Raw genomic sequence first — 19,470 nt, forward strand, 5'->3', positions numbered from 1 at the left:
TCCTCGCAACGACGGCGACCTACCGCTCCGCCCGCCCGATCACCGCCATCAGCTCCGCGATCTTCTCGCGCTGGTCGGCCTTGTCGCCGCTCGCGATCGCATGCTCGACGCAATGGGCGACGTGGTCTTTCAAAACCTCTTCCTCGACCCGGCGCAGTGCGGCGCGGACCGCCGAGATCTGGGTGACGATGTCGATGCAATAGCGGTCTTCCTCGACCATTTTCGAGAGGCCGCGAACCTGCCCCTCGATCCGGCCGAGACGTTTTCCGAGCGATGCCTTGATGTCCTTGCGCATGCGGCCTATATACCCCCCCAGGGTATAACTTGCAAGGCCGGAGCGTGGCAATGAATGACGCCGAACACGAACACCATCACAAGCCGGAAACACATTCCGGATGCGGCTGTTCCAGTAAAGCTGCTCCGGTCGACAAGCCCGCCGCTGCCTCCTGCTGCGGCGCGCACGGCGATCACGCGCATGACCACGGCGCCGCGGCAAAAGTCCGCGATCCCGTCTGCGGCATGACCGTCGATCCCGCGACCTCAAAGCACCGGTTCGACCATCACGGCGAGACCTTCCATTTCTGCTCGGCCGGCTGCCGCACCAAATTCGCCGCCGATCCCGCAAAGTACCTCGCAAAGGACAAGACGCCCGAGCCCGAGATGCCCGCAGGCACGATCTACACCTGCCCGATGCATCCGCAGATCCGCCAGGCCGGACCCGGCACCTGCCCGATCTGCGGCATGGCGCTGGAGCCGGAACTGGCGAGCCTGGAGACCGGCCCCAATCCCGAGCTTGCCGACATGACGCGGCGGTTCTGGGTCGGCGGCGCGCTGGCTTTACCGGCCGTCGTGCTGGAGATGGGCGGCCATCTCGCAGGCCCGCACAACTGGATCGATGCGACGCTGTCGAATTGGATCCAGCTCGTCTTCGCCACGCCTGTGGTGCTGTGGGCCGGTTGGCCGTTCTTCGTCCGCGGCTGGCAGTCGCTGCTGACGCGCAACCTCAACATGTTCACGCTGATCGCGATGGGCACGGGCGTTGCCTATGTCTACAGCCTGATCGGCACCATCGCGCCGCAGATCTTCCCCGCAACGTTCCGCGGCCACGAAGGCGCGATCGCGGTGTATTTCGAGGCCGCGGCCGTCATCACCGTGCTGGTGCTGCTCGGGCAGGTGTTGGAACTGCGCGCCCGCGACGCGACGTCGGGTGCGATCAAGGCGCTGCTGCAGCTCGCCCCCAAGACAGCGCGCCGCGTCGATGCTGACGGCGGCGAGCACGAGGTCGAGATTGACGCACTTCATGCCGGTGACCGCTTGCGCGTGCGGCCGGGCGAAAAAGTGCCGGTCGACGGCGTCATTCTGGAAGGCCGTTCCTCGCTCGACGAGTCGCTCGTAACAGGCGAATCCATGCCGGTGACCAAGGAGACGGACGCGAAGGTGATCGCCGGCACGCTCAACCAGTCCGGCAGCTTCATCATGCGCGCCGAAAAGGTCGGGCGTGAGACGCTGCTGTCGCAGATCGTGCAGATGGTCGCGGACGCGCAGCGCTCGCGGGCGCCGATCCAGCGCCTCGCCGACCAGGTCGCGGGCTGGTTCGTGCCGGCCGTGATTGCGGTCGCGGTCGCTGCTTTCGCGGCCTGGGCCTGGTTCGGGCCGGAGCCGCGGCTGGCCTTCGGCCTCGTTGCCGCCGTCAGCGTGCTGATCATCGCCTGCCCCTGCGCGCTTGGCCTGGCGACTCCGATGTCGATCATGGTCGGCGTCGGCCGCGGTGCGCAAGCGGGCGTGCTGATCAAGAACGCCGAGGCGCTGGAGCGGATGGAGAAGGTCGACACGCTGGTGGTCGACAAGACCGGCACCCTGACCGAGGGCAAGCCGAAGGTGGTCGCGATCGTGCCGGCCGCCGGTTTTGCGGAAGATGACATCCTCCGCTTGGCCGCCAGCGTCGAGCGCGCCAGCGAGCATCCTCTTGCCGACGCGATCATGCGCGCCGCAAAGGAGAAGCAGCTCGCGCTGGGCCAGGTCGAGCAATTCGATTCACCGACGGGCAAGGGCGCCACCGGCAAGGTCGACGGCAAAACCATCGTGCTCGGCAATGCCAGATATTTGACGTCGATCGGCATCGACACCAAAGCGCTCGATGGCGAAGCCGAACGGCTGCGCGGCGATGGCGCGACCGTGATCAATATGGCCGTCGACGGCCGGCTTGCCGGCCTGTTCGCGATCGCCGATCCGGTCAAGGCCTCGACCCCGGAGGCGCTGAAGGCACTCGCGGCCGAGGGCATCAAGGTCATCATGCTGACCGGCGACAACCGCACCACGGCGGAGGCAGTGGCGCGCAGGCTCGGCATCGCCGATGTCGAAGCCGAGGTGCTGCCGGATCAGAAGAGCGCGGTGGTGACAAAGCTGCAGAAGGCCGGCCGCAGCGTCGCGATGGCCGGCGACGGCGTCAACGACGCGCCGGCGCTGGCCGCGGCCGAAGTCGGCATCGCGATGGGCACCGGCACGGATGTGGCGATGGAGAGCGCCGGCGTCACGCTGCTGAAGGGCGATCTCATCGGCATCGTGCGTGCGCGAAAACTGTCGCAGGCGACGATGAGCAACATCCGGCAAAACCTGTTCTTCGCCTTCATCTACAACGCCGCAGGCATTCCGATCGCGGCTGGCATCCTCTATCCGACCTTTGGCGTGCTGCTCTCACCGATCATCGCCGCGGCCGCGATGGCGCTGTCCTCGGTCAGCGTGGTCGGGAATGCACTGCGGCTGCGGGCAACGCGGCTGTGAGCACCGTGGAATCCGTGTAAAACGGCATCGAGCGCGCGATGGAGCATTCTGATGCAGCGAATTACGATCACGATCGAGGACGATCTCCTGGCGGAGATCGACGCGGCGGCTGAAGCGCGCGGCTACCAGAACCGCTCCGAGATCATCCGCGACCTCGCGCGCGCCGGCTTGCAACAGAGCAGCGAGGACACCGCACAGACCGGGCCCTGCGTCGCCGGCCTCGTCTATGTCTACGACCACGCCGCCCGCGATCTCTCAAAACGCCTGGTGCAGGAATTCCATGGCCACCACGACCTCGCGCTGGCGACGCTGCATGTCCATCTCGACGACAACAATTGCATGGAGATGACGGCACTGCGCGGCGACGCCGGCGAGGTCAGACATTTCGCCGACCACATCATCGCCGAACGCGGCGTCCGCTACGGCCGCGTCGTGATGATCCCGACGGGTGACGGCAAGCAGGCGAAAGCGCGCAAGCAGGCGCACCGGCATGACTGATACTTCTCCCTCTCCCCGCAAGCGGGGCGAGGTGAAGAAAGAGCCTCAGGCTGCCTTCGCACTCCCACCCGGCAGCCCCGCCCGCGCGATGCCGCCATACAGCGTTTCGTTCGGCATCTCCTCGCGCAGGATCCTGCGGACCGCGATCAACTTCTCCAAATCGATACCCGTCGCAAAGCCCTTGCTCTCGCACAGGAACACGAGATCCTCGAACACGACATTTCCGGTCGCGCCGGGGGCGAAGGGGCAGCCGCCGAGGCCGCCCAGCGAGCCGTCGAGGATCCGCGCGCCTTCGTCGAGCGCCGCGGCCGCGTTCGCGATACCCATTCCGCGGGTGTCGTGGAGATGAATGCAGATCGGCTTTGACCCTGCGAGCTTCACCGCCGCACGCGTCAGCTCCGCCACCTGCTTCGGCCCGGCATAGCCGACGGTGTCGGCGATGCCGACGAAATCGACACCGGCCTCGAGGCACTTGTCGACCAGCCGCAGCACTTCTGCGGGATCAACCGCCCCCGTGATCGAGCAGCCCAGCGCCATCGAGATCGCCGCGTTGACGAGCGGCTTGTGGCTGGTGGCATCGCGCAGCTCGCACAAGCGTTTCAGATTGGCGATCGCGGACTCGCGCGAGCGGTGCGCATTGGCCTGGCTGTGCTCTTCCGTCGCCGAGACCACCGAGGCGATCTCGCCGACGCCGGATTCCAGCGCCTCGTTGACGCCGCGCTCGTTGAGCGCAAGCGCGATGCCATGCGCGCCGGGCAATGAAGCGACGGTTGCGACGACGTCCCGGACATCAACGAACTGCGGAAACGTCTTTGCCGGCAGGAACGAGCCGACCTCGAAATGCCGCACGCCGGAGGCATATTCCTCGCGCACCCAGCGTTGCTTGGCGTCGGTCGACGGAATTTTCTTCACAAGCTGGAGCCCGTCGCGCAAGCCCACCTCGCGCAGGCTGACGCGCTCCGCGGGGTAAATCTCCTGGATCCGGCTCATGCGCGCCTCCCTGTTGTTTTTGACGTGACGTCTTCATTTTCGTTGTCGATCTCGGCGCGAACGACCGCGGTGTCGGCGCCGAGCGGCGCGACCTGCAGGCCTTCGCCGATATGGCTGCCGTTCCATTCGATCGGCAGCGCCGGGACCCGGAACGGCTTGCCGTCGGCGGTGACATTGTTGACGAGCCCACCCGGCCGCAGCACATGCGGATCGGTGAAGAGATCCTCGGGCCGGTTGATGGGCGAGAAGCAGATGTTGAGCGCATCGAGCCTCTCGGACAGTTTTTTCACGTCCCACTGCCTGATGATGTCAGCGGCGCGCGGAATGATCCGCCCGCGCGCCAGGATGCGATCGGTCGTGGTGCGCAAGGCGGGATCATCGAGCAAGTCAGTCAGCCCGAATTCGCGGCAAAAGCTCTGCCAATGGCCTTCGGTGACGACGCCGATGAAGATGCGCTCGCCGCCGGCGGTCTCGAAGATGTCGTAGATCGGCCAGGCATGCTCGCGCTCCGGCATCGAGCGCGGCTTGTTGCCGGTCATCTCGTATTCGACCATGTGCTGGGCGACCAGGAACAGGCAGTTCTCGAACAGGCCGATGCGGATATCGGCGCCGTCGCGTTGTCCTCCGCGCTTTTGATAGAGCGCCGCGAGGATCGCGATCACGCCGAACATGCCGCCCATGATGTCGTTGGCGGACGAGCCGACACGCTGGGGCTTTTCGCTGGTGCCGGTCATGGCGGCAAGGCCCGCCATCATCTGCACGACCTCGTCGAGCGCGGGGCGGTGCTCGTAGGGACCGGAGAGGAAACCCTTGTGGCCGGCGATGATCAGACCCGGATGCCGGGGACGCAATTCGTCCGCGCCGAGCCCCTGCTTCTCGAGCTGGCCGTCGCGAAAATTCTCCAGGAACACGTCGGCCGTCGCCAGCAGCCGGTGCATGGTGTCGCGATCCTCAGGCTTCTCGAAATCCAGCACCACGCTGCGCTTGCCGCGGTTGAACAGCGGAAAGAAGGCGGTGCCCATGCCGCCCAAGCTCCGGGTCTTGTCGCCCGCAGGCGGTTCGACCTTGATCACGTCGGCTCCGAGCTGCGCCAGGATCATGCCGCAGGTCGGGCCCATGACCATGTGGGTCATCTCGACGACGCGCACGCCTGCAAGCGGCAATCCGGCCGCCGGTTCTTCCATCGCCATATGAGCCTGTTCCTTTGCCCGGCTGGTTCCGCTTGTTGTCAAGCGGGTTGATGAAGCAACAGTCTTGCCGAATTCATCGTGGCTTCGTTGATGCGAGCGGTCAATCCGCCACTGCGCTGGTGCCGCCGATCTCTCTTGCCGAACGGGCCTGCTGTGTCTACCTCTCGCGGGTGGTTTTCCCGAGAGGTGCTCCCATGCTGGATGCCGCCGTCAAGGCGCTGTCGCAAATGATCTCGCCGCCGATGCGCTCGATCCTGTGGCGGTCGATCGGCGTCGCACTGGTGCTGATCATCGTGCTGGCGATCGGCTTGCAGCGGCTCCTGAGCTGGTTTGCGACCTATGGCGAGGCCTGGCTGGAGGGCCTGCTCGGTCCGGGCTGGCACTCATCGCTCGAGGTATTGTCCTGGATCATTTCGATCGCCGCGGGCCTTGGCGTCGTGTTCGGGGCTGTGTTCCTGATGCCCGCGATCACCTCGCTGGTGGCGAGCCTGTTCGTCGACGACGTCGCCGACGTCGTCGAGCGCGAGCACTATCCGGCCGAGCGGCCCGGCGTCGCGCTGCCCTTCAGCCAGGCGATCTACGAGGGCGTCAAGACCGCGCTGCTGACGATCCTGGTCTATCTGGTCGCGTTGCCGCTGGTGCTTTTCGCCGGCGCCGGCTTCCTGGTCTTCTTCCTCGCCACGGCCTGGCTGCTCGGCCGCGAATATTTCGAGCTCGCGGCGATGCGGTTTCGCTCGCCGGAGGAAGCCAAGGCGATGCGGCGCGACAATGCCGCGACCATCTTCACGGCGGGCCTGTTCATCGCAGCCTTCGTCTCGATCCCGATCCTCAATCTGGCGACGCCGATCTTCGCCATGGCCTTCATGGTCCACATGCACAAGCGGCTGTCAGGCCCGCGGCCCGAGCTGATCGAACCGGCGCGGCAAATGCGGTGACTGGACGCTCCCTCTCCCGCTTGCGGGAGAGTTGATCAACCCCACGCACGATCGAACGAACCAACCATCATCGTTCAGGCGACGTTCACCCCGCACTTCCGCAACAGCATCCTGGCGAAGCCGAACGGCGCCGGCGTGAACGGGCCGGGCGGGGCACGGGTGACCAGCGCAACGACGCCGAGCGCGGCCATCGCGACCCAGAAGCACAGCCAGAAGCCGTCGATATAGGCGAGCACATTGGCCTCACGCTGCACCAAGCCCGCGAGTGTACCGACCGCGCGCGCCTGTGCCGAGCCAGCACCATGGGCCGCAAAATGGTCGGTGAGCTGTTTCAGCATGCGGACCACATCGACGTCACCGACGCCGAGATTCTGGCCGAGATAGAAGGAATGGATCTGCTCGCGGACCCGCAGCCACGTCCCCATCAACGCCACCCCGATCTCGGCGCCGCCGAGCCGCATGATCTGGATATAGGCGGCAAACGAGGTGGCACGGCTCGGATCGGAATTGGACAGCAGCGTGATGATCAGCGGCAGCAAGGTCAGCGACTGCCCGATCGCCTGGAGCAGCACGATGCCGGCGAAATGCTCGCGCGCCCAATCATGGCTGAGCTGCGTGCCCCAGAGATTGGCGGCGGCGAAGCAGGCAAATCCCACGACCACTACCGTGCGCGTATCGAAATGCCGCAGCAGCCAGATCGAGAGCGGCACCAGCACGAACATCGGCAACGCGCCGTAGGTAAGCAGCAGCAAGCCACTCTGCTCCGGCCTGAGCAGGGCGATGGTGGCGAGGAAATTCGGCACCAGCGACGCGTTGGAGAGGCTGGTCAGCGTATAGAGCAGGATCAGGACCAGCCCGAGACCGATATTGCGCGAGAACAGCACGTTGATATGCGCCCATGGCTGTCGCACCAGGGCCTCGTTGATGAGGAAGCCCGCGACCAGCACCGCGCCGGCAGTGATCAATGCCATCACCGTTCCCGACCCCAGCCAGTCCAGCCGATTGCCCTGGTCGAGCCCGGCATAGATCATCGAAACGCCCGCGCCGAGCAGCAGCATGCCGCCCCAATCGGCCTCGCGCAGCAAAGCGCGATTCACCGGCTCGTTCGGCGTACCCCAATAAACCATCAGGCCCATCAGGGGCGCGATCACGACGCTCTGCCAGTACAGCCATTGCCAGCCGAGATGGTCGACATAGAAGCCGACCAGCGAGCTTGACGTGTCCAGCGCAAAGCCGACGCGGATCGAATAGATCGAGATCGCCGGGAGCCACCAGCGGATCGGCAAATTGCGGAACACGATCATCAGCGTCGCCGGCACGAAGGTGCCGAGCAAGAGGCCATGCACGACGCTGAGCGCGAGCAATGTCGGATAGTCGTGCACGAACGGGATGATCAGCGAGACCGCGGCATAGACGAGGCTGGGGATGCCGAGCACGCGGCGCAGGCCGAATACGGTGGCAAGCCAGGCCACCGCAGGCGCTATGAAGATCTGCGAGCCGATGCCTGCCGTGGAGAGCCAGGCGCCTTCGTCGAACGAGAGCGAGAACGCGCCGCGCAGGTCCGGCAGGCCTATTGTGGTCAGGCGGCTGTCGAAATTGGCGAGGAACGAGCCGAGCAGCACCGCCGCCACCGCAAACAGCGGCTGCGGGGCGACGCCGCCGCGCGAGAGCGGCCCGCGGCTGGAATCGTCATTTTCCGCCATTGCCGGCCTTGGTGTCGATGCTCGTGACGACCGACATGCCCGGCACCAGCCGCGCCAGCAACGGCTGGTTGTCGTCGAACTGGATGCGCACGGGAATGCGTTGCACGACCTTGGTGAAGTTACCGGTTGCGTTGTCCGGCGGCAGCAGCGCGACCTGCGCGCCGGTCGCGGGCGCAATGCGCTCGACCCGGCCGCGCAGCTTCTCGCGCGGGAAACTGTCGACGGTGATCTCGACCGGCTGGCCCGGTGCGACGTGGGTAAGCTGGGTCTCCTTGTAGTTCGCGATCACATAGACCTTCGGCAACGGCACGACGTTGATGAGGTTGGTGCCGATGTTGACGTAGTCGCCGGGCTGGACCTGCCGCTCGCCGACGACGCCGTCGAACGGCGCCGATATCCTGGTGTAGCCGAGCTTGAGCTTCGCACTCGCCAGCGTCGCCTTGGTCGCTTCGAGATCGGCGGCGCGCTGCTTCCTGTTGCCTTGCAGGACTTCGAGCTGGTGCTGCTGGGCCGCGATCACGGCACGGCTTGCGCGCACATCGGCCTGCGCCTTGGCGTAGCCTGCGACCGCCTGCTCGAAGCGCTGCCGAGTGCCGGATTCGGTCTGCGTCAGCGATTGCTGACGCTCCTGCTCCTGCCGCGCCTCGACCTCCATGGCTTCGGCCGAGAGCCGTGCGGCTTGCGCCTGCGCGATCGTCGCATATTGCAGCTCGATCTGGTTGGCCAGATTGTCGAGCACGGCTTGCGCGGCGGCAACCGCGGCCTCGGATTGCGCGACTTGCGCTTCATAGTCGGCAGGATCGATCTGGATCAGGAGATCGCCGGCCTTGACGCGCTGGAAGTCGGTGACTCCGACGGTCAGTACTTCGCCGGAGACGCGACTGGCAAGCCGCGTCAGCTCGGCGCGCACATAGGCGTCGTTGGTGGTCTGGACCACCGAATTGCCGACCCATTCGTCGAAGCGCTGGGTTGCCAGCGCGACGAAGCCGAGTGCGACGATCACCGCGAACAGCGGAATCGCAAGCCGGCTCCATAGCGAGCTCGCCGGTGGCTGCGTAGGCTTCGGTGGCGGCGCCGGTGTGGCAGCAGGTGGCGACGACGGGATTTGTTCCTGCTGACTCACGATAGACTCCAAAAACACTTTCCGAACACCAGTCTCAGACCGTCTTCTCCGGCCACCGGCAGAGATCGTTGATCAGGCATACCTCGCAACGCGGCTTGCGCGCGATGCAAGTATAGCGGCCATGCAGGATCAGCCAATGATGGGCATGCAGCATGAACTCGGCCGGGATCACCTTTTCGAGACCGAGCTCGACCTCCAGCGGCGTCTTGCCGGGCGCAAGTCCGGTCCGGTTGCCGACGCGGAAGACATGCGTGTCGACAGCCATGGTGTGCTCGCCGAAGGCCATGTTGAGCACGACATTGGCGGTCTTGCGCCCGGCGCCGGGCAACGACTCGATCCCGGCGCGCGTGCGCGGCACCTCGCCGCCGAACTCGCTGAGCAGCTTCGCCGACAGTGCGATCACGTTTTTCGCCTTGGTGCGGTAGAGGCCGATGGTCTTGATGTACTCGCGCAGGCGTTCCTCGCCGAGGTCCAGCATCTTCTGCGGTGTGTCGGCGATCGCAAACAGCGCGCGCGTCGCCTTGTTGACGCCGGCGTCAGTCGCCTGTGCCGACAGCACCACGGCAACCAGCAGCGTGAACGGATTGACGTGCTCGAGCTCCCCTTTCGGCTCGGGGTTGGCCTTGCGGAAACGGCTGAAGGCCTCGTGGACCTCGGGCGGCGTCCAGGGCTTCATAGCTTTGAGCGATTTCTTCGCGGCCGCCTTCGGTTTTGCCGCGACCGGCTTTGCCTTTTTCTTCGGCACGGACGTTTTGCGCGGGGCCGGCTTGCGGGTGATTTTCGCCATGATCGGGATATACTGAGGGACGATGAGCACAGGCAACGAAATTGCGCGCGAACAATCTGGGAGCGAGGCCGAGCCTCAGATCTTTTCCGCGCGGCTGACGCCGCACCGCTCGCTGAACCGCACCGGCTTCCTCGCCGTGATGCTGTTCCTCAGCATCGTCAGCTTCGTCACCGGCCTCGTCTTCCTGATGATGGGCGCGTGGCCGGTGTTCGGCTTCTTCGGCCTCGATGTGCTGGTGATCTGGTGGGCCTTCAAGGCCAATTTCCGCGCGGCGCGGGCCAGCGAGGAGATCGTGGTCACGCCGTCTGAATTGCGCGTGCGGCGCGTCAGCCAGCACGGCCAGGTCGTCGAATGGACCTTCAATCCGCTCTGGGTCCGGCTCGACACGGAAATCGACGAGGATTTTGGCATCGAGCATCTCTATCTGATTTCGCGAGGTCACCAGATCCAGATCGCCCGCTTCCTGGGACCGGACGAAAAGGCAAGTTTCTACAAAGGCTTGGTTGAGGCATTAAATGCCGCCAGGCGCGGGCCGACCTACAATCCGGTCACCTGATTTGCGGATCGGAAATCGGGTGGTTTCGTACCCTGCCCTCTCCTACATTTGTGGTCATGATGACACTCGCGATACATGACCAGCGCCTGGCCGGGCCGGGCTCCCAGAACGCCGCGTTGCGCGACTATGATTCCGTGCGCCGGGCGATCGCCTTCATTTCGGAAAACTGGCGCGCACAGCCGACCATCGAGGCGATGGCGGATGCGGCCGGCGTCACGCCGGATGAGCTCCACCATCTGTTCCGCCGCTGGGCCTCGATCACACCGAAGGCTTTCATGCAGGCGCTCACCCTCGATCACGCCAAGGGCCTGCTGCGGGACTCCGCGAGCATCCTCGACGCGGCGCTCGACTCCGGTCTGTCGGGTCCGGGCCGGCTGCACGATCTCTTCGTCACCCATGAGGCGATGTCGCCGGGCGAATGGAAGAACGGCGGCGCGGGGCTCATCTTGCGCTACGGCTTCCATCACTCGCCGTTCGGCACCGCGATCGTGATCGCGACCGATCGCGGACTGTCGGGCCTCGCTTTCGCCGATCCCGGTGAGGAACAGGTGGCATTTGCCGACATGACGCGGCGATGGCGGAACGCAACCTACGTCGAGGATCACGAAGGTACCGCGCCATTGGCGCAGCGCATCTTCGACACAAAACTGTGGCGGCCGGATCAGCCGCTGCGCGTGGTGATGATCGGCACCGATTTCGAGGTCCGGGTGTGGGAGACGCTGCTGAAGATCCCGATGGGCCGTGCGGTGTCCTATTCTGACATCGCCTGCAACATCAACAGCCCGAAAGCCTCACGCGCCGTCGGCGCTGCCGTCGGCAAGAACCCGGTCTCCTTTGTCGTGCCCTGCCACCGCGCGCTCGGCAAGAGCGGCACGCTCACCGGCTACCACTGGGGCATCACCCGCAAGCAAGCGATGCTGGGCTGGGAGGCCGGGCAGCTGGGGATGCAGTAGATCATTTGCAATTGCCTCAACGTGGTCGTCCTGGCGAAAGCCAGGACCCATTACCCCAAGGAGATGTTTTGGCGCCGACTGCCAACCACCAGTCATCGCAAAACCAACGACAGTTGTTATGGGTCCTGGCTTTCGCCAGGATGACGGCTGAGTATTTAGCCGGCTCCGTCGCGCGCGAACGTCTTTAACCCGCCAGGTCCAGCTTCGAGGCCACCGTCGAATCCGCATTGAGGCGATAGATGATCGGCACACCCGTCGCGAGCTCGCGCTTCAAGATGCCTTCGGGCGAGAGCTTTTCCAGCACCATGATCAGCGCGCGCAGCGAATTGCCGTGAGCGGCAACCAAGGTGCGCTTGCCGTTGAGCACGCCGGGCAGGATCTCCTGAACGTAATACGGCAGTGCGCGCGCCAGCGTGTCTTTCAGACTTTCGCCACCGGGCGGCGGCACGTCGTAGGAGCGTCGCCAGATCAGCACCTGGTCCTCGCCCCATTTCTTGCGGGCGTCGTCCTTGTTGAGGCCGGAGAGATCGCCATAGTCGCGCTCGTTCAGCGCGAGGTTCTTCGTCGTCGGCAGGGCCTTCTGGTCGAGCTCGCCGAGAATGAGATCGAGCGTGTGCTGTGCGCGCGTCAGCACCGAGGTGTAGGCGACGTCGAACACGAGACCCTGCGCCTTCAGCTTGCGGCCAGCTTCCGAGGCTTCCTTGACGCCGAGCTCGGTAAGGTCAGGATCCTTCCAGCCCGTGAACAGGTTCTTCAGATTCCATTCGCTCTGGCCGTGCCGCACCAGCACGAGAAGACGTTCGCTCATTGACTGCTTTCCGTTTCGTTCAGATGTCAGACAGGCCGAGCACGTCGGCCATGGAGTAGTGCCCCGGCTTCTTGCCATGCGCCCAGAGCGCGGCCTTCAGCGCGCCGTGGGCGAACAGCATGCGATCCTCCGCGTGATGCGACAGCGTCAGGCGCTCGAACGGGCCGAGGAAGCTCACGCTGTGATCGCCGGCCGCGGTGCCGCCGCGCAACGACGCAAAGCCGATGTCGCCGGGCTTGCGCGCGCCGGTGATGCCGTCGCGGCCGCGATCTGCATGCTCGTCGAGCGCGATGCCGCGGCCGCTGGCCGCCGCCTGACCCAGCATCAGCGCCGTGCCCGAGGGCGCGTCGATCTTCATGCGATGATGGGTTTCGACGATCTCGATGTCGAAGCTCTCGTCGAGCGCCTTGGCGACGCGCTTGACCACGGCGGCGAGCAGATTGACACCGAGGCTCATATTGCCGGACTGCACCACCACCGCGCGGTTGGTGACGCTCTTGATCACCGCGTTGTCGGAGCCTGACAGCCCCGTCGTTCCGACCACGTGCACGAGGCCGCGCTCGGCGGCGATCGCGACATTGGCGAGGGTCGCCGCGGGCACGGTGAAATCCAGAATGCCGTCGGCGTCCTTTGATAACGCCCAGAGATCGCCGGAAAGTTTGATGCCGTTGGCCGGCAGGCCTGCGAGCACGCCGGCATCCTTGCCGAGCAGCTCCGAGCCCGGCGCCTCCAGCGCGCCGGCCAGCACCGCGCCTTTGCTCTCGGCAATCGCCCGTGTCAGCGCCCGGCCCATCCGGCCGCCGGCTCCAGCAACAATCAAGCGCATGTCGGACATGGTGCGATCCTCTCACGGTCGTTGTAGCGGGGGGACGCAGTTCCGGCAACCGAGGGGGATTAGGCTGACGGGCAAGCTCTTACGGCCCCCGGAGGGGGGCTATCGCACGCGAGAGTTCAGGTGCGAAGGGCTCCACGGCGTCATGCCCGGGCTTGTCCCGGCCATCCACGCCTCACCACACGGCACGAAGAACGTGGATGCCCGGGACAAGCCCGGGCATGACGACCTGTTGCTCATATGTTTGCCGCCGCTCGGAAGCGGAGAGCAAGACGGCGGCCCAGCTTCGATGGGGCCTCAGCCGTCTGACGGCTGCGGGCCGTCATAGCCCTCGATAATGATGAGGTCGGCGATGGAGTGCGGCTGGCGCACCTTGATGTTGGCCTGGTATTCCGGCGAGTTGTAGCAGGCGATCGCGGTCTCGTAGTCCGGGAATTCGATCACGACGTTACGGGTGCGGCTACTGCCTTCGACAGTGGTGAACTTGCCGGCGCGGACGACGAAGCGGCCAGCCCATTTCTTGAAGATCGGACCATTGGCGACGGCATAGGGCTTGTAGCCCTCGTCACTGCTCACGTCGACGCGTCCGATCCAGTAGCCTTTTGCCATTGTTCTTCTCCCTGTTGTTGATTAGCCGAGCGCTTGCGCAATCTCAGCCTGAATAGCCTCCGCAATCGCCTTGGGGTCCGTGGCTTCCACCACCGGCCGCCCGACGACGAGATGGTCCGCGCCGGCCGCAATCGCGCGGCCCGGCGTCATGATGCGTTTCTGGTCGCCGCTCGCCGCGCCCGCCGGCCGGATGCCGGGAGTGACGAGGCTCATCTGGTGGCCGACGATCTTGCGCAAGGCTCCGACTTCCTCGGGCGACGATACCAGCCCGTCGATGCCGAGCACCTGCGCCTGGTACGCGCGCGCTTCGACGAGCTCGGAGACGCCGAGCCGGAAGCCCGCCGCGTGCAGATCGTCCTCGTTGTAGGACGTCAGAACAGTGACGGCGAGAATCTTCAGCTTCGAGCTGCCGCGACCTTCGACGGCACCCTTCATGGTCTGCGGATAAGCGTGCACGGTGAGGAAGGTTGCGCCGAGCCTGGTGATGCTGTCGACGCCCTGCGCCACGGTGTTGCCGATGTCGTGCAGCTTGAGATCGAGAAAGACCTTCTTGCCCTTGTCGGCGAGCTTGCCGACCAGCGGCAAGCCGCCGGCATAAGCGAGCCGATAGCCGATCTTGTAGAAGGTGACGCTGTCGCCGAGCCGGTTGACCATCGCTTCCGCGGCATCAACGCCGGGCAGATCGAGCGCGACGATCAGGCGGTCTTTCGGGGCAATCTCGGCTGGCGTCATGTCACCTCACATCATGCGTTGGGAAACGTCGATCAACTGCCGCACCAGTTCCTGCAACGCGGCGATATCGCCCTCGTGCCTCAGCCTGTCCATATCGTCATAGGCCTGGTCGGCAAAGGCGAGCGTCAGCTGGCTGGCAATCACATTGGCGTGGCAGGAGGTCAGGATCAGCCGCAGCGCCTGCAGCGCGCGAGCCGCGCCGAGCCGGCTCTGCGAGGCGCCGGCGAGCGCGAAGACGCGGTTGCGGAACACCTCGCCGCGCGGCTCGTGCAGCTCATGCACGCGACTGACCCAGTCGATCGCGTTCTTCAGCAGCGGCGGCACCGAGGCATTGTATTCGGGCGAGACGATCAGCACGCCATGATGCGCGCCGATCATGCGCTTGAGATTGATCGCGTGTTTGGGCACACCGGACTTGGCCTGCAGGTCGCCGTCATAGATCGGCAGCGGAAAATCGGCGAGCGAGATGCGTGTGACGTCGACACCGGCCTGGTCGAATGCATAGGCGGCGACCGCTGCCAGCTTCGCATTGTGCGAGCCGGTGCGCAGAGAGCCGGGAATGATCAGGATCTTCGGTGCGGACATCCGCTTCCATGCGTTCGGCGAAACGAGCCCGCCACGCAAACAGGAATGCCGGCGGAATTAGTCCTTGCGATACACCCAGACGCGGGCCGGCGGAAGGTTCATCCAGATCCGTTCCGAGGCCTCTGTGGACACGCCGGGCAGCGATTTCGGAATCGGCGGCACCACCGCATAGGTGAACTGGACGAAGGGCGCACCGGGCGCCAGGGCCGTGAAGGCGTCGCGGATGAGCCGCAGCCGCGTCAGCATCGGTTTTGTGACCAGCGGCAGGCCCGAGACGACCGCGGAGGCCGGCGCGCTCAGCACGTTCCACAGCGTGTCGCGCAGGCGATAGGCATCGCCCTGCACCACCTTGGCCTGCGGATAGCGGTCGCGCAGCAGGGCGCAGAAGCCTGGATTGTATTCGACGAGGACGAGACGCTTCTGGTCGACGCCGCGCTCGACCAGAGCGGAGGTGATGGCGCCGGTGCCGGGCCCGAGCTCGACCACTGGTGCGTCCGAATTGACGTCGACGTAATGGGCCATGGTCCGGGCCAGCAGTTTGCCCGACGGCATCACCGCGCCCATGTGGAGGGGCTTTTCGATCCATGACCGGAGAAAACGCACCTCGTCATCGAGACGGGGCTTCTTCAACGCACGCGCGGACGATGGCAATGGCATGTCGGGACCGGCCGGGACCGCGTGACCGCGGCGTGTCAGAAAATGGTCATAAAGACGTATAGGCCGAAGGCGGCACGGTCAAGACGCGTCAACTCGCGCGATTACCGAAGAAATCCTTGACCTTGGTGAAGAAACCCTCGGATTCCGGCTGGGTGTTGCCGGAGGAGAGCTTGTCGAACTCGGCCAGCAATTCCTGCTGCTTCTTGGTGAGGTTCTGCGGGGTCTCGACCACGACCTGAACGTACATGTCGCCCATCTGGCGCGAGCGCAGCACCGGCATGCCTTTTGATGCGATGCGGAATCGGCGGCTGGACTGGGTCCCTGCTGGGACCTTCACCTTGGTCTTGCCCTTCTCGATGGTCGGCACCTCGAATTCGCCGCCAAGCGCCGCCGTCACCATCGAGATCGGCACACGACAATGCAGATCGGCGCCGTCGCGCTGGAAGAACTGGTGCTGGGCCAGCGACAGGAAGATGTAGAGGTCGCCGGGCGGGCCGCCGCGGACCCCGGCCTCGCCCTCGCCAGCGAGCCTGATCCTGGTGCCGTCCTCGACGCCCGGGGGAATGTTGACCGACAGCGTCCGTTCCCGGGTGACGCGCCCCTGACCCGAGCAGGACGGGCAAGCGTCCTCGATCATCTGGCCGCGCCCTTGGCAGCCCGGGCATGTGCGCTCCAGCGTGAAGAAGCCCTGCGACTGCCGTACGCGTCCGGCGCCGCCGCAGGTCGAGCAGGTCTTCGGCTTGGTGCCGGCCTTGGCCCCGATGCCCGAACAGGCTTCGCACGTGACCGAGACCGGGATCTCGATCTGCGCGGTCTTGCCGCCAAAAGCTTCCTCGAGCGTGATTTCCATGTTGTAGCGCAGGTCGGCGCCGCGCTCTCGGCCGCCACGGCCGCCGCGCTGTCCAGCCATGCCGAACAAATCTTCGAAAATGTCGGAAAAGGAGGAGGCGAAGCCCGCGCCGAAACCAGCGCCGCCACCACCGCCCTGCTCGAAGGCGGCATGGCCGTAACGGTCATAGGCCGCGCGCTTGTCCCTGTCTTTCAGGACCTCGTAGGCCTCGTTGATTTCCTTGAACTTGACTTCGCTAGTGTCGTCCCCGGGATTGCGGTCGGGGTGAAACTTCATCGCCAGCTTGCGGAACGACGATTTCAGGACGGAATCGTCGGCATCGCGTTCGACTTCGAGGGTTTCGTAGTAGCAGCGCTTGGTGGACGTGGACATGATGAGCTCGGTCTATCCGATCGCGATTCAAGTCGGAGCGAAGCAACGTCGCCATGCAGCGATATAAGCACCCTTCCGCCTCGCGGCAGAGGATTGCACGGCAGTGTTCAGAATAACGGCTGGGAATTGATCGATCGTAACGGCGCCGATTTTATCAGTGCCTTGGCTCGTCGAGCCCGACACGATGGCCTCCCCCGCGAGGGAGGAGGCCGTTGGCGCGTGTGGGGTCCAAGCCGTCCGCATCATCACCCTCGCAGGGTTCAGGCGGACTTCTTGTTGTTCTTGTCGTCGTCGACTTCGGTAAATTCCGCGTCGACGACGTCGTCCTTGGCCGCATCCTTCTTGGCGTCGGCCTCGGCCTGCTGCTTGTACATGGCCTCGCCGAGCTTCATCGAGGCCTGGGCCAGCGTTTGGGTCTTGGCCTTGATCGCTTCGGCATCGTCGCCCTTCAGCGCTTCCTTGAGGTCGCTGACGGCATCCTCGATGGCGCGGCGCTCGGTCTCGGCGACCTTCGAACCGTGCTCGGCCAGTGCCTTCTCGGTCGAATGCACCAGTCCGTCCGCGTCGTTCTTGGCAGTCACGGCCTCGCGGCGCTTCTTGTCCGCCTCGGCATTGGCCTCGGCGTCCTTGACCATCTTCTCGATGTCGGCTTCCGAGAGACCGCCGGAGGCCTGGATGCGGATCTGCTGCTCCTTGGACGTGGCCTTGTCCTTGGCCGAGACGTTGACGATGCCGTTGGCGTCGATGTCGAAGGTCACCTCGATCTGCGGCATGCCGCGCGGAGCCGGCGGAATGCCCATCAGGTCGAACTGGCCGAGCATCTTGTTGTCGGCCGCCATTTCACGCTCGCCCTGGAAGACGCGGATGGTGACCGCGTTCTGGCTGTCCTCGGCGGTCGAGAACACCTGGCTCTTCTTGGTCGGGATCGTGGTGTTGCGGTCGATGATGCGGGTGAACACGCCACCTAGCGTCTCGATGCCCAGCGACAGCGGGGTCACGTCGAGCAGCAGCACGTCCTTGACGTCGCCCTGAAGCACGCCGGCCTGGATCGCGGCGCCGATCGCCACGACTTCGTCGGGGTTGACGCCCTTGTGCGGCTCCTTGCCGAACAGCTGCTTCACGACTTCCTGGACCTTCGGCATGCGCGACATGCCACCAACCAGCACCACTTCGCCGATCTCGGCGGCGGTGAGGCCGGCATCCTTCAGCGCCTTGCGGCAGGGCTCGACGGTCTTCTGAACGAGGTCATCGACCAGCGCCTCGAACTTGGCGCGGGTGAGCTTCATCGTCAGATGCTTCGGGCCGGTCTGGTCCGCGGTGATGAAGGGCAGGTTGATCTCGGTCTGCGTCGTCGACGACAGCTCGATCTTGGCCTTTTCGGCGGCTTCCTTCAGGCGCTGCAACGCGAGCTTGTCGTTGCGCAGGTTGATGCCCTGCTCCTTCTGGAATTCGTCGGCGAGATAGCCGACTAGGCGCATGTCGAAGTCTTCGCCGCCGAGGAAGGTGTCGCCGTTGGTCGACTTCACCTCGAACACGCCGTCGCCGATTTCGAGAATCGAGATATCGAACGTGCCGCCGCCGAGATCGTACACGGCGATCGTGCCGGCCTTGGTCTTGTCGAGGCCATAGGCGAGCGCGGCCGCGGTCGGCTCGTTGATGATGCGCAGCACTTCAAGGCCCGCGATCTTGCCGGCGTCCTTGGTCGCCTGGCGCTGGGCGTCGTTGAAGTAGGCGGGCACGGTGATGACGGCCTGGTCGACCTTCTGGCCGAGATGGGCTTCCGCGGTCTCCTTCATCTTCTGCAAGATGAACGCCGAGACCTGCGAGGGCGAGTAGGTCTGGCCGTCGGCCTCGACCCAGGCGTCGCCGTTGGAAGCCTTCACGATCTTGTACGGAACGAGCTTCTTGTCCTTCTCGACCATCGGGTCGTCGTAGCGGCGGCCGATCAGGCGCTTCACTGCGAAGAACGTGCGCTCGGGATTGGTGACGGCCTGGCGCTTGGCCGGCTGGCCGACGAGGCGCTCACCGTCGTCCGTCACGGCGACGATCGAAGGCGTCGTGCGCATGCCTTCGGAATTCTCGATGACTTTGGCGTTCTTGCCATCCATTACGGCGACGCACGAATTCGTGGTGCCGAGGTCGATCCCGATGACCTTTCCCATGGTCCTATATCCTTGTTTTTGCGGCAGGCTGGCTGGGCCCAGAAGGCACCCGAACCGAAACCCCCTAAGATCAAACATTCGCGATATTGCGATGGTTGGGGGTCATATAGGAGGGGGGGAGGTGCCCGCAAGGACCGAACGCAAGTTTCGGCCGTGAAAACATTGGGTTTTGGAAGAACATATCCGGGCTGCACCGCCCTTGCGGGTGAGGAATTATTAACAGGTGCCGCGATCGACCGGCCTCCGCTGTCGCATTCCGCCCCGCCCTGTTGCGGCAAGTCCAAACCCGCTAAAAGGCGGGCAGCCGGTTGGGCTCGTCATCGGGCTGCCTCGCGCGACAAAGCGAC

19 protein-coding genes are annotated in these 19,470 nt (G+C 65.0%); 5 read left to right on the forward strand and 14 right to left on the reverse strand.

The window, feature by feature from the left end; genetic code table 11:
- Nucleotides 1-19: 19 nt before the first annotated feature.
- Nucleotides 20-295 carry a metal-sensitive transcriptional regulator gene (locus ABIB66_RS08210; protein ID WP_354064271.1) on the reverse strand — a complete coding sequence of 92 codons (276 nt, stop codon included), beginning with the start codon at nt 293-295 and terminating at the stop codon, nt 20-22.
- A gap of 50 nt (nt 296-345) precedes the next feature.
- On the opposite strand from ABIB66_RS08210, the gene ABIB66_RS08215 reads away from it, so the two are divergent.
- Both ABIB66_RS08215 and nikR read left to right on the forward strand, forming a co-directional pair.
- Nucleotides 346-2,781, forward strand: a complete 2,436-nt coding sequence (locus tag ABIB66_RS08215) for a heavy metal translocating P-type ATPase (RefSeq protein WP_354205607.1) — start codon at nt 346-348, stop codon at nt 2,779-2,781.
- A gap of 51 nt (nt 2,782-2,832) precedes the next feature.
- Nucleotides 2,833-3,279 carry a nickel-responsive transcriptional regulator NikR gene (gene nikR, locus ABIB66_RS08220; protein ID WP_354064267.1) on the forward strand — a complete coding sequence of 149 codons (447 nt, stop codon included), beginning with the start codon at nt 2,833-2,835 and terminating at the stop codon, nt 3,277-3,279.
- 45 nt (nt 3,280-3,324) lie between these two features.
- Here the strand turns inward: nikR and ABIB66_RS08225 are convergent, their stop codons facing one another.
- Both ABIB66_RS08225 and ABIB66_RS08230 read right to left on the reverse strand, forming a co-directional pair.
- Nucleotides 3,325-4,269 (reverse strand): hydroxymethylglutaryl-CoA lyase, encoded by a 945-nt coding sequence (locus ABIB66_RS08225; RefSeq protein WP_354205605.1) that lies wholly within the window; start codon nt 4,267-4,269, stop codon nt 3,325-3,327.
- Complete coding sequence (locus tag ABIB66_RS08230) at nt 4,266-5,459, reverse strand: CaiB/BaiF CoA transferase family protein (RefSeq protein ID WP_354254672.1); 1,194 nt, start codon at nt 5,457-5,459, stop codon at nt 4,266-4,268. Before ABIB66_RS08230 ends, ABIB66_RS08225 begins: the two co-directional genes overlap by 4 nt.
- A 194-nt stretch (nt 5,460-5,653) precedes the next feature.
- On the opposite strand from ABIB66_RS08230, the gene ABIB66_RS08235 reads away from it, so the two are divergent.
- Nucleotides 5,654-6,394, forward strand: coding sequence for a sulfate transporter family protein (locus ABIB66_RS08235; protein WP_354205602.1), 741 nt, complete (start codon nt 5,654-5,656; stop codon nt 6,392-6,394).
- 74 nt (nt 6,395-6,468) lie between these two features.
- Here the strand turns inward: ABIB66_RS08235 and ABIB66_RS08240 are convergent, their stop codons facing one another.
- The 3 genes from ABIB66_RS08240 to nth are packed head-to-tail and all read right to left on the reverse strand — an operon-like array spanning nt 6,469 to nt 10,007.
- On the reverse strand, nt 6,469-8,097 hold the full coding sequence (locus ABIB66_RS08240; protein WP_354205600.1) for an MFS transporter: 1,629 nt from the start codon (nt 8,095-8,097) through the stop codon (nt 6,469-6,471).
- Nucleotides 8,084-9,220 carry an HlyD family secretion protein gene (locus ABIB66_RS08245; protein ID WP_354205598.1) on the reverse strand — a complete coding sequence of 379 codons (1,137 nt, stop codon included), beginning with the start codon at nt 9,218-9,220 and terminating at the stop codon, nt 8,084-8,086. The genes ABIB66_RS08240 and ABIB66_RS08245 overlap by 14 nt, the downstream gene beginning before the upstream one ends.
- Nucleotides 9,221-9,254: 34 nt before the next feature.
- Entirely contained in the window at nt 9,255-10,007 is a 753-nt protein-coding gene (gene nth / locus ABIB66_RS08250) for an endonuclease III (RefSeq protein ID WP_354205596.1), read from the reverse strand.
- A 22-nt stretch (nt 10,008-10,029) separates the two neighbouring features.
- On the opposite strand from nth, the gene ABIB66_RS08255 reads away from it, so the two are divergent.
- Nucleotides 10,030-10,563, forward strand: coding sequence for a DUF2244 domain-containing protein (locus ABIB66_RS08255; protein WP_354205594.1), 534 nt, complete (start codon nt 10,030-10,032; stop codon nt 10,561-10,563).
- Nucleotides 10,564-10,619: 56 nt separating this feature from the next.
- Nucleotides 10,620-11,516 carry a methylated-DNA--[protein]-cysteine S-methyltransferase gene (locus ABIB66_RS08260; RefSeq protein WP_354064251.1) on the forward strand — a complete coding sequence of 299 codons (897 nt, stop codon included), beginning with the start codon at nt 10,620-10,622 and terminating at the stop codon, nt 11,514-11,516.
- Between the two features lie 184 nt (nt 11,517-11,700).
- Here the strand turns inward: ABIB66_RS08260 and ABIB66_RS08265 are convergent, their stop codons facing one another.
- The 8 genes from ABIB66_RS08265 to dnaK all read right to left on the reverse strand — a co-directional run bounded on the left by ABIB66_RS08265 (nt 11,701) and on the right by dnaK (nt 19,123).
- Nucleotides 11,701-12,324, reverse strand: coding sequence for a 2,3-bisphosphoglycerate-dependent phosphoglycerate mutase (locus ABIB66_RS08265; RefSeq protein ID WP_354205592.1), 624 nt, complete (start codon nt 12,322-12,324; stop codon nt 11,701-11,703).
- A 19-nt stretch (nt 12,325-12,343) separates the two neighbouring features.
- The gene (dapB, locus tag ABIB66_RS08270) at nt 12,344-13,159 is read right to left on the reverse strand and encodes a 4-hydroxy-tetrahydrodipicolinate reductase (protein WP_275168924.1); all 816 of its coding nucleotides are present in this window, start codon (nt 13,157-13,159) and stop codon (nt 12,344-12,346) included.
- Between the two features lie 294 nt (nt 13,160-13,453).
- A complete protein-coding gene (locus tag ABIB66_RS08275) occupies nt 13,454-13,765 on the reverse strand; it encodes a DUF1330 domain-containing protein (protein WP_354205589.1) in 312 nt (103 codons plus the stop codon).
- A 21-nt stretch (nt 13,766-13,786) separates the two neighbouring features.
- The gene (gene pyrF, locus ABIB66_RS08280) at nt 13,787-14,497 is read right to left on the reverse strand and encodes an orotidine-5'-phosphate decarboxylase (RefSeq protein ID WP_354205587.1); all 711 of its coding nucleotides are present in this window, start codon (nt 14,495-14,497) and stop codon (nt 13,787-13,789) included.
- 6 nt (nt 14,498-14,503) lie between these two features.
- On the reverse strand, nt 14,504-15,082 hold the full coding sequence (locus ABIB66_RS08285) for an NADPH-dependent FMN reductase (protein ID WP_354205585.1): 579 nt from the start codon (nt 15,080-15,082) through the stop codon (nt 14,504-14,506).
- A 57-nt stretch (nt 15,083-15,139) separates the two neighbouring features.
- Nucleotides 15,140-15,739, reverse strand: coding sequence for a class I SAM-dependent methyltransferase (locus ABIB66_RS08290; protein ID WP_007598495.1), 600 nt, complete (start codon nt 15,737-15,739; stop codon nt 15,140-15,142).
- An 88-nt stretch (nt 15,740-15,827) separates the two neighbouring features.
- Nucleotides 15,828-16,961 carry a molecular chaperone DnaJ gene (dnaJ, locus tag ABIB66_RS08295; RefSeq protein ID WP_275168930.1) on the reverse strand — a complete coding sequence of 378 codons (1,134 nt, stop codon included), beginning with the start codon at nt 16,959-16,961 and terminating at the stop codon, nt 15,828-15,830.
- Between the two features lie 260 nt (nt 16,962-17,221).
- Nucleotides 17,222-19,123: a molecular chaperone DnaK gene (gene dnaK, locus ABIB66_RS08300; protein WP_007604023.1), complete on the reverse strand. Its 1,902-nt coding sequence runs from the start codon at nt 19,121-19,123 to the stop codon at nt 17,222-17,224.
- Between the last annotated feature and the right edge of the window lie 347 nt (nt 19,124-19,470).

Origin of the sequence: Bradyrhizobium sp. F1.13.3 (assembly GCF_040548265.1) — a bacterium.
Classification (GTDB): Bacteria; Pseudomonadota; Alphaproteobacteria; order Rhizobiales; family Xanthobacteraceae; genus Bradyrhizobium.